This window comes from Bacillus lumedeiriae, assembly GCF_044891285.1.
Taxonomy (GTDB): domain Bacteria; phylum Bacillota; class Bacilli; order Bacillales; family Domibacillaceae; genus Pseudobacillus; species Pseudobacillus lumedeiriae.
This window is the reverse complement of the sequence record NZ_JAUIYO010000033.1, coordinates 1-6,915: the sequence shown is the minus strand read 5'-3', so window position 1 is coordinate 6,915 and position 6,915 is coordinate 1. Positions and strand designations below refer to the sequence as shown.

Annotated in this window: 6 protein-coding genes; 1 reads left to right on the top strand and 5 read right to left on the bottom strand. The window is 40.8% G+C overall.

The features are described from left to right. Nucleotides 1–322 precede the first annotated feature (322 nt). Nucleotides 323–1,597, top strand: a complete 1,275-nt coding sequence (locus tag QYG89_RS16910; RefSeq protein ID WP_404319382.1) for a YjiH family protein — start codon at nt 323–325, stop codon at nt 1,595–1,597. A 366-nt stretch (nt 1,598–1,963) separates the two neighbouring features. Here QYG89_RS16910 and QYG89_RS16905 read toward each other — a convergent pair whose 3' ends face one another. The 5 genes from QYG89_RS16905 to QYG89_RS16885 form a co-directional block, all read right to left on the bottom strand. Beyond that, nucleotides 1,964–2,806 (bottom strand): prohibitin family protein, encoded by an 843-nt coding sequence (locus QYG89_RS16905; RefSeq protein WP_404319380.1) that lies wholly within the window; start codon nt 2,804–2,806, stop codon nt 1,964–1,966. After that, nucleotides 2,778–2,939, bottom strand: a complete 162-nt coding sequence (locus tag QYG89_RS16900; RefSeq protein ID WP_404319379.1) for a hypothetical protein — start codon at nt 2,937–2,939, stop codon at nt 2,778–2,780. The genes QYG89_RS16905 and QYG89_RS16900 overlap by 29 nt, the downstream gene beginning before the upstream one ends. Nucleotides 2,940–3,100: 161 nt before the next feature. Next, nucleotides 3,101–4,345: a PucR family transcriptional regulator gene (locus tag QYG89_RS16895; RefSeq protein ID WP_404319377.1), complete on the bottom strand. Its 1,245-nt coding sequence runs from the start codon at nt 4,343–4,345 to the stop codon at nt 3,101–3,103. A 310-nt stretch (nt 4,346–4,655) separates the two neighbouring features. Continuing rightward, a complete protein-coding gene (putP, locus tag QYG89_RS16890) occupies nt 4,656–6,137 on the bottom strand; it encodes a sodium/proline symporter PutP (RefSeq protein ID WP_404319376.1) in 1,482 nt (493 codons plus the stop codon). Between the two features lie 146 nt (nt 6,138–6,283). Then, nucleotides 6,284–6,915, bottom strand: a 632-nt coding sequence (locus QYG89_RS16885; RefSeq protein ID WP_404319375.1) for an aldehyde dehydrogenase family protein, incomplete at its 5' end; no start/stop codon positions are given.

The window sequence follows — 6,915 nt, the reverse complement described above, 5'->3', positions numbered from 1 at the left end:
GTATATAGATATAAATTTTTTATCAATTAAATGAAAAATAATCAATAAATAATAAATGATTACTTTTTATTTTTGTGTCAAAATGAATATAGAAGCTTAAAAGACAAGAAAATGAAGGCGGTTACAAGTGGCTCGTTCATCTATTATAAAGTTCTCAAGCAGTTCAACAGCAGACGCTGACGTGTATATAGCTTCGACGGAACTGTTGGTAAATAGATGAAAAGGTTGTCTTGTTTCCAAAAAGGGAGGAAGAGAGTAGATGGATGCAAAACAGCATGTACATGAGAATTCGGCACCTGATAGACAAGCCATTCCATCACAAATGTGGAAGTTTTTCGTTTACAGTTTCATTGGGGGGTTCATTTTTTTCGTACCAGTGACGATTGGAGAGAAAAAATCGATTATCCTTGATCATATTGTGTCTTATATTCAACTATACGCAGGACCGCTTTTGCCTTATTATGCCCTGCTGATCATTGCGGCTGGCGCCCTTTACCCATTTGTATCAGGAACATGGAAGCAATCATCTGTAAATGCAGTTTTTTCAATATTTAAAATTTTGGGATTGGCAGTCGGAGGGATGCTCGTTTTTAACGTGGGACCTGCGTGGTTGTTTGATCCAAACATGGGCCCATTTTTGTTTGAAAAACTCGTTATTCCTGTTGGATTGCTAGTGCCAATCGGGGCGGTGTTTCTCGCGCTGCTCGTGGGATATGGTTTGCTTGAATATATTGGTGTTTTGACAAGACCGATTATGCGGCCCATTTGGAAGACTCCGGGACGCTCGGCTATCGATGCAGTAGCCTCATTTGTTGGAAGCTATTCCGTCGGTCTATTAATCACCAACCGAATTTATAAAGAAGGAAAATATAATGCGAAAGAAGCTAGTATTATTGCCACTGGTTTTTCTACTGTTTCAGCGACATTTATGGTGATTGTTGCCAAGACATTAGGGCTAATGGATATGTGGAATACGTATTTTTGGCTGACTTTCTTTGTTACTTTCCTTGTCACGGCGATCACTGTGCGCATTTGGCCGTTAGCTAAGATTAAAGAAGAGTATTATGAAGGGTCTACTCCTCAGCCAGAGGCGGAAGTGAAAGGGAATTTGTTCGCAGCAGCTTGGGAAGAAGCGAAAGAAACAGCAGCTAATTCTCCGCGCCTTCTTGATAATGTTTGGCTAAATATTAAAGACGGTTTACTTATGGCCATGGCTATTCTTCCATCTATATTATCCATCGGATTGTTAGGATTAGTATTGGCTGAGTATACGCCTGTATTCGACTGGATTGGCTATATTTTTTATCCTTTCACAGCGGCTTTGCAGCTGCCAGAACCGATGCTTGTCGCAAAAGCCAGCGCACTTAGTATCGCTGAAATGTTCCTTCCTGCTCTTTTAGTCACTAAAGCAGCCCTTGAAGTGAAAATTATTGTTGCTATTGTATCCATCTCAGCAATTATTTTCTTCTCGGCACTCGTGCCATGTATTGTATCAACTGAAATTCCACTTTCGATTCCAACCTTGATCATTATATGGATTGAAAGGGTTATTCTCACATTAATCATCGCGACGCCATTAGTATATTTGCTTATTTAGCACATTAGTAAAAAGGTAAAATAGGTTGACTATCATAAAAGATGAGGATGTCCCAAAAGTATAACTTTTAGGGGCATCTTTTTTATGTGGCTCTTTAAACTTGTCCGTTGATTTTCGTTTCAGGCGCTTCGTTTTCCGCGAGGCAAACGGTAAGCATCCTCGTCGCTAAAGCTCCTTCTACTGTAATCAACTCAGTGAAAAATAATCGTTTGAATGATGTCAAAGAAATGGGGTCTTATTTGTGTTACCCAGCATTTAAAAAAGCGGGCAATATCTACTGAAAAACAATGAAAAAACGTTGAAATGAAGAAAAAGACTGACCCTAAAAAGCCGTTTTTAACGACCTTTTGGGTCAGCCCTATGTTTTTATTGATTTGCTTCAGTGGGTGTGTCGTCAATTGGAATTTCAATTAACTGATTAGAGCCGGTCGCTTTCGGCATTTTACCGTCCCATTTTTCAATCCATTTGTTTTGAATGACTTCTTTAGAAATGGATTTTCTAATGATTTCATTGTATTTAGCGATCCCTTCGGCTTCAATTTGTTTCTTTTCTGCTTCTGCCTTGGCAATTTTTAATTCGATTTGTTTTCTCTCTAATTCTTGTGCGGCTCCTACACGTTTGTCAATTGCAGCCTGTGTCGATTTGTCTGGTTTTGGCACACCAAGCGTCAAGTTGTCTACCGTGAAGCCTAAGCGGCCGATGTCATCAGCAAATAGATTTTGAACGTTGACAGCGGCTTCTGATGATTTCTCGCCGTATGTGTCAATGACAGAGTATTTAGCAATTGCTTTACGGCCAGCATCCCACAGTCTCGTTCTCAAGTAGGATTCTTCAATTTGTTCGACCGGCACAGGACCGAATTTATTGAAGACCTCGACGACTTTATCCGGCTGAATACTGTAGTTATAGGCGAAGTCAACTGTCACGTTTTTACCGTCTGAAGTAGCTACTTGAATATCTTTATAGTTTACCGTTTGCATTCGGACTGGATAGATGGTCACTTTATCGAACAAGCCGACAAGGTGCCAGCCTTGACCAAGTGTTTCATTTTGAACACCGCCATTTGGACTGTAGACAACACCAACGTATCCATTTGGAATTTTTTCAATAAATAAGGACAGTAAAGCTAATCCAATGACTAAAGCAGCAGCAATAATAGCCCCGCCTAAAATTTTACGATTACTTTTTTTCGGTTTTATTTGTTCCATTTTCATCCTCCCCCAATCTCTCTTTTAACCGATGAGCGGTGTCTCCGACCTTTTTAAAAGAAGGAGAAAGCATGAGCCAAATGCCAAAAGAAATGATGAGTATAATAATCACTGAACCGATAAATACTTTCATTCTATCACCTCTCTTTTATTTTGACATTGGTTGACAAATTTGTCACCCGGTTCAGCCATATTCCATAAATTCCTTCTTTTATTATAGCTATGTATAGGATGTTCAATTAATCTCTTTTTTTAAGGAGGAAAGGGATAAGCAGATGACACCGGACAGTCTCATTACTGGTCCGGTGTCTGTTTATTTCTTTTTATTAGCTGTAGGTCAATAAATAATTGGCACTTCATGTTAAAGTCATCGAAATCAATAGAAGTTAACTCTGAAATTTGCTTGAGCCGGTATTTTAACGTGTTCGTATGAATAAAAAGCTGTTCCGCAGTCGGTTTAATGCGGCAATTATTCAAGAGATAGGCTTCTAATGTTTGCAGTAAATTTGACTGGCTTTCTTGATCTTTTCGCTCAAGCTTTACTAGATCTTGATTGACATACGATGTTTCGCTGTTAAAGTGAGCAATGGATTCAAGATAGCGAAGGACTCCAAGCTTATCGTATTCAAATGTTAACAGGGAAGGAATGCTTAGAAATTCCGCTGTTTTAATGACTCGGAGCGCTTCTAAATAGCTTTGGCGCAGTTTTAGGATAGACGTATATTCACCGCCAATTCCTGCGTATACGGTTTGGTGTTTGCATTGGCTTAAGACAGTGTTTGTCAGCTCTTCGGCACTTTGGGGCAATTGACCTGGAGTTGGAGAATTGCTGCCGATGATCACAATAATTTTCAATTCATCGGTGAATAGATAGGCGGGCCGATTCAGCGCATGAGTAAACAGCCGGACTGTTTCTGTCAGCTCCTCAAAGATCTCTCCATCTACTTGAGCGACTGTAAACACATTGACGATAAATATAGAAGGCAGTGAGATGTTCATGTTAGCAGCTTCCCACTTGATTTGACTTTCAGTTCGATACGTTTCATCGATAATCTTTTTGTAAAATTGGCTTCTTTTCTCATCCTTCATGATTTTTAGTTGATTTTCTTTATATAGAAGCCGGCCTACATGAAGCGATACTTTATGTAAAAAAGTCATTTGCGCATTTGTGAGCGGGGGATCGGTTTCCTGCACCCATATGTAGCCGAATATTTGTTCTTTATACTTTGCACTTACAACGACACGTTGATTTAAGCCAATGTCCTTAATTTGCGGTACGCGAAAAGGGCCGTCAATACTTTTCAACTGTTCTACAATGCCTTCATCTATAAACTTTTCCAGGATTGATATCGGCCATTGTTTTGTAAAAATGGTTTGCTGATTGGCTTTGTCGAAATGTTCAATATAATAAGAGCTGTAGGCCAGCAATGAAAATTGATCATTTTCTACAACGACTGGTTTTTTTAAAAACGTGCTGACCATTTCGGTAATCTCATTTATATCTGTCAGTGTAAAAATCTTTTCCAACGGTTGGCTCATTCAGCTCCTCCTTTTATTTCATTAATATTGCCTTCATTAGTCAACTATAATCATACTGTTAATAGTGCTTTGTGTATAGTGGAGAACGACAAAAAGGACGGGGTGTGAAAGGGGTAGCTTTTGCACCTCATCCTTTTTACAGGCTCTGTTAATGACTATCGATGATTATGTCCCTTTATTGAGTGAAGAGGAGGGAAGACGCTCCTGAAGCGTAAATCAATAGGGGAATGTAACAAAGTATTTTTGTAAAAAGAAACGATATTCAACAAAACAGTTAAAAAGCCTGCGGCATATACCGCAGGCTGTCTAATTAACGTTCTCTTTCAAGAAGTTCAAGTGTTTCTGTAAATTCTTTATCAATCTCATCATTTGGTTGATACGTCGCAAGGCTTACGAAATACGTAACAACCCAACAGATGATAAAACCAGGGACAATTTCATAAATGGTGTTCGTCAATGAATCAACGTTCCCCCAAATAAGAACCGTGACTGCACCTGTAATCATTCCCCAAAGAGCTCCTTTGGCCGTAATCTTCCTCCAGTATAGGGAAAGTAAGATGATCGGACCAAATGATGCACCGAATCCAGCCCACGCAAACGAAACGATTTTCAGAATGGAATCACTATTTGGCCAAGCAAGCACCATTGCGATAACTGATACGGCGAGAACAGCTACTCTTCCATAAAATACGTACTGTTTATCTGACGCATCGGTCTTAATGACTGCTTTATACAAGTCTTCAATGAGCGCTGATGACGTGACAATCAGCTGAGAAGAGATTGTACTCATAACAGCAGCAAGAACGGCTGCAAGCATAATACCCGCAATGAACGGATGGAAGATGATCTGACCGAGGGTAATAAACACCGTTTCTGCGTCAGCCAGTGTCGCGTTATTTTGGTGATAATAGGCAATCCCGACAAGTGCCGTTGCAACCGCTCCAAAAAGACTGAGGAACATCCAGCCGATTCCGATACGGCGTGCGCTTTTCACATCTTTCACCGAACCGATTGCCATAAAACGTACAATGATATGTGGTTGACCGAAATAGCCAAGGCCCCATGCAACCGCTGATAAAACCCCTAAGAAGGAGGCACCGGAAACGAAGCTTAACAAATGAGGGTCTACTTCCCGAATGCTCGCAGCCGTTTCTGATAAACCGCCCGTAAGGAATAATCCAAATATTGGGATAAGTAGAAGGGATAAAAACATAATAAGCCCTTGGACAACATCTGTGTAGCTAACTGCCAAAAACCCACCAAACAAAGTGTAAAAAATAACAACGGCAGATACGAGCAGAAGACCAAGGTGATAGTCAAGTCCGAATGAGCTAAGGAAAAACTTTCCGCCGGCAACCATTCCAGAAGAGACGTAGAAAGTAAAGAAAATGAGAATAACGATACCTGAAGCAATACGTAAAAGACGTGATTTATCTTTCAGGCGATTTTCCAAATAACTCGGAATTGTAATTGAATCGCCTGATACTTGTGTGTAGACGCGAAGACGCGGTGCAACTAATGTATAGTTCAAATAGGCGCCGATCGTCAGTCCAACTGCAATCCAAGTTTCAACAAGCCCGTTCAAGAAAATGGCACCCGGAAGCCCCATGAGCAGCCAGCCCGACATATCTGCAGCTCCGGCACTTAAAGCCGTTACTGCCGGTCCAAGTGAGCGCCCGCCAAGCATGTAATCAGTCAAGTTGGATGTACGTTTAAATGCATACCAACCGATGAAAACCATCGCAGCCATGTAAATAATAATGGCTATTAATTGATACATTTCATTGGACATAGTAAATCCTCCTTTTAAAATTATTTTTTATAGCATTCATTGTAACTGCTTACATTCATTCGTATTTCGATATAGATAACATATTAAATGTAGAAGAGAGGTTGTCCCATAGGTAAAGGGACAGCCTCCTATAGTGCAAATAGTAATTAGAACATTTCAGATGTTGTTTTTGCCTGCATATGAAGCTGTAAGTAATCTGGACCGCCGGCTTTGGAGTCCGTACCTGACATGTTGAAGCCGCCAAATGGCTGGTACCCAACAATCGCACCTGTACAGCCGCGGTTGAAGTAAAGGTTTCCAACGTGGAATTCTTCACGCGCTTTTTCCATGTTCATGCGGTTTTTCGTAATGACAGCACCCGTTAAACCATATTCTGTGTTGTTCGCGATTTCTAATGCATGATCGAAGTCTTTTGCTTTCGCAAACGCTACAACTGGGCCAAAGATTTCTTCTTGCATTAAGCGTGCGTTTGGAGCTACATCTGCTACGATTGTCGGTTGAACGAAATAGCCTGTTTCGCTGTCGCCTGTACCGCCTGCTGCGATGCGGCCTTCTTCTTTGCCGATTTCTACGTAGCGCATGATCTTGTCAAAAGAAGCCTGGTCGATCACTGGTCCCATGAAATGGTTATCCATTGGGTTGCCGACTGTCAATTCTTTCGTTAATTCCACTGCACGGTTCAATACTTGATCGTATACATCTTCTACGATGACCGCGCGTGAACATGCCGAACATTTTTGGCCGGAGAAGCCGAAGGCTGATTTCACGATCGATTGTG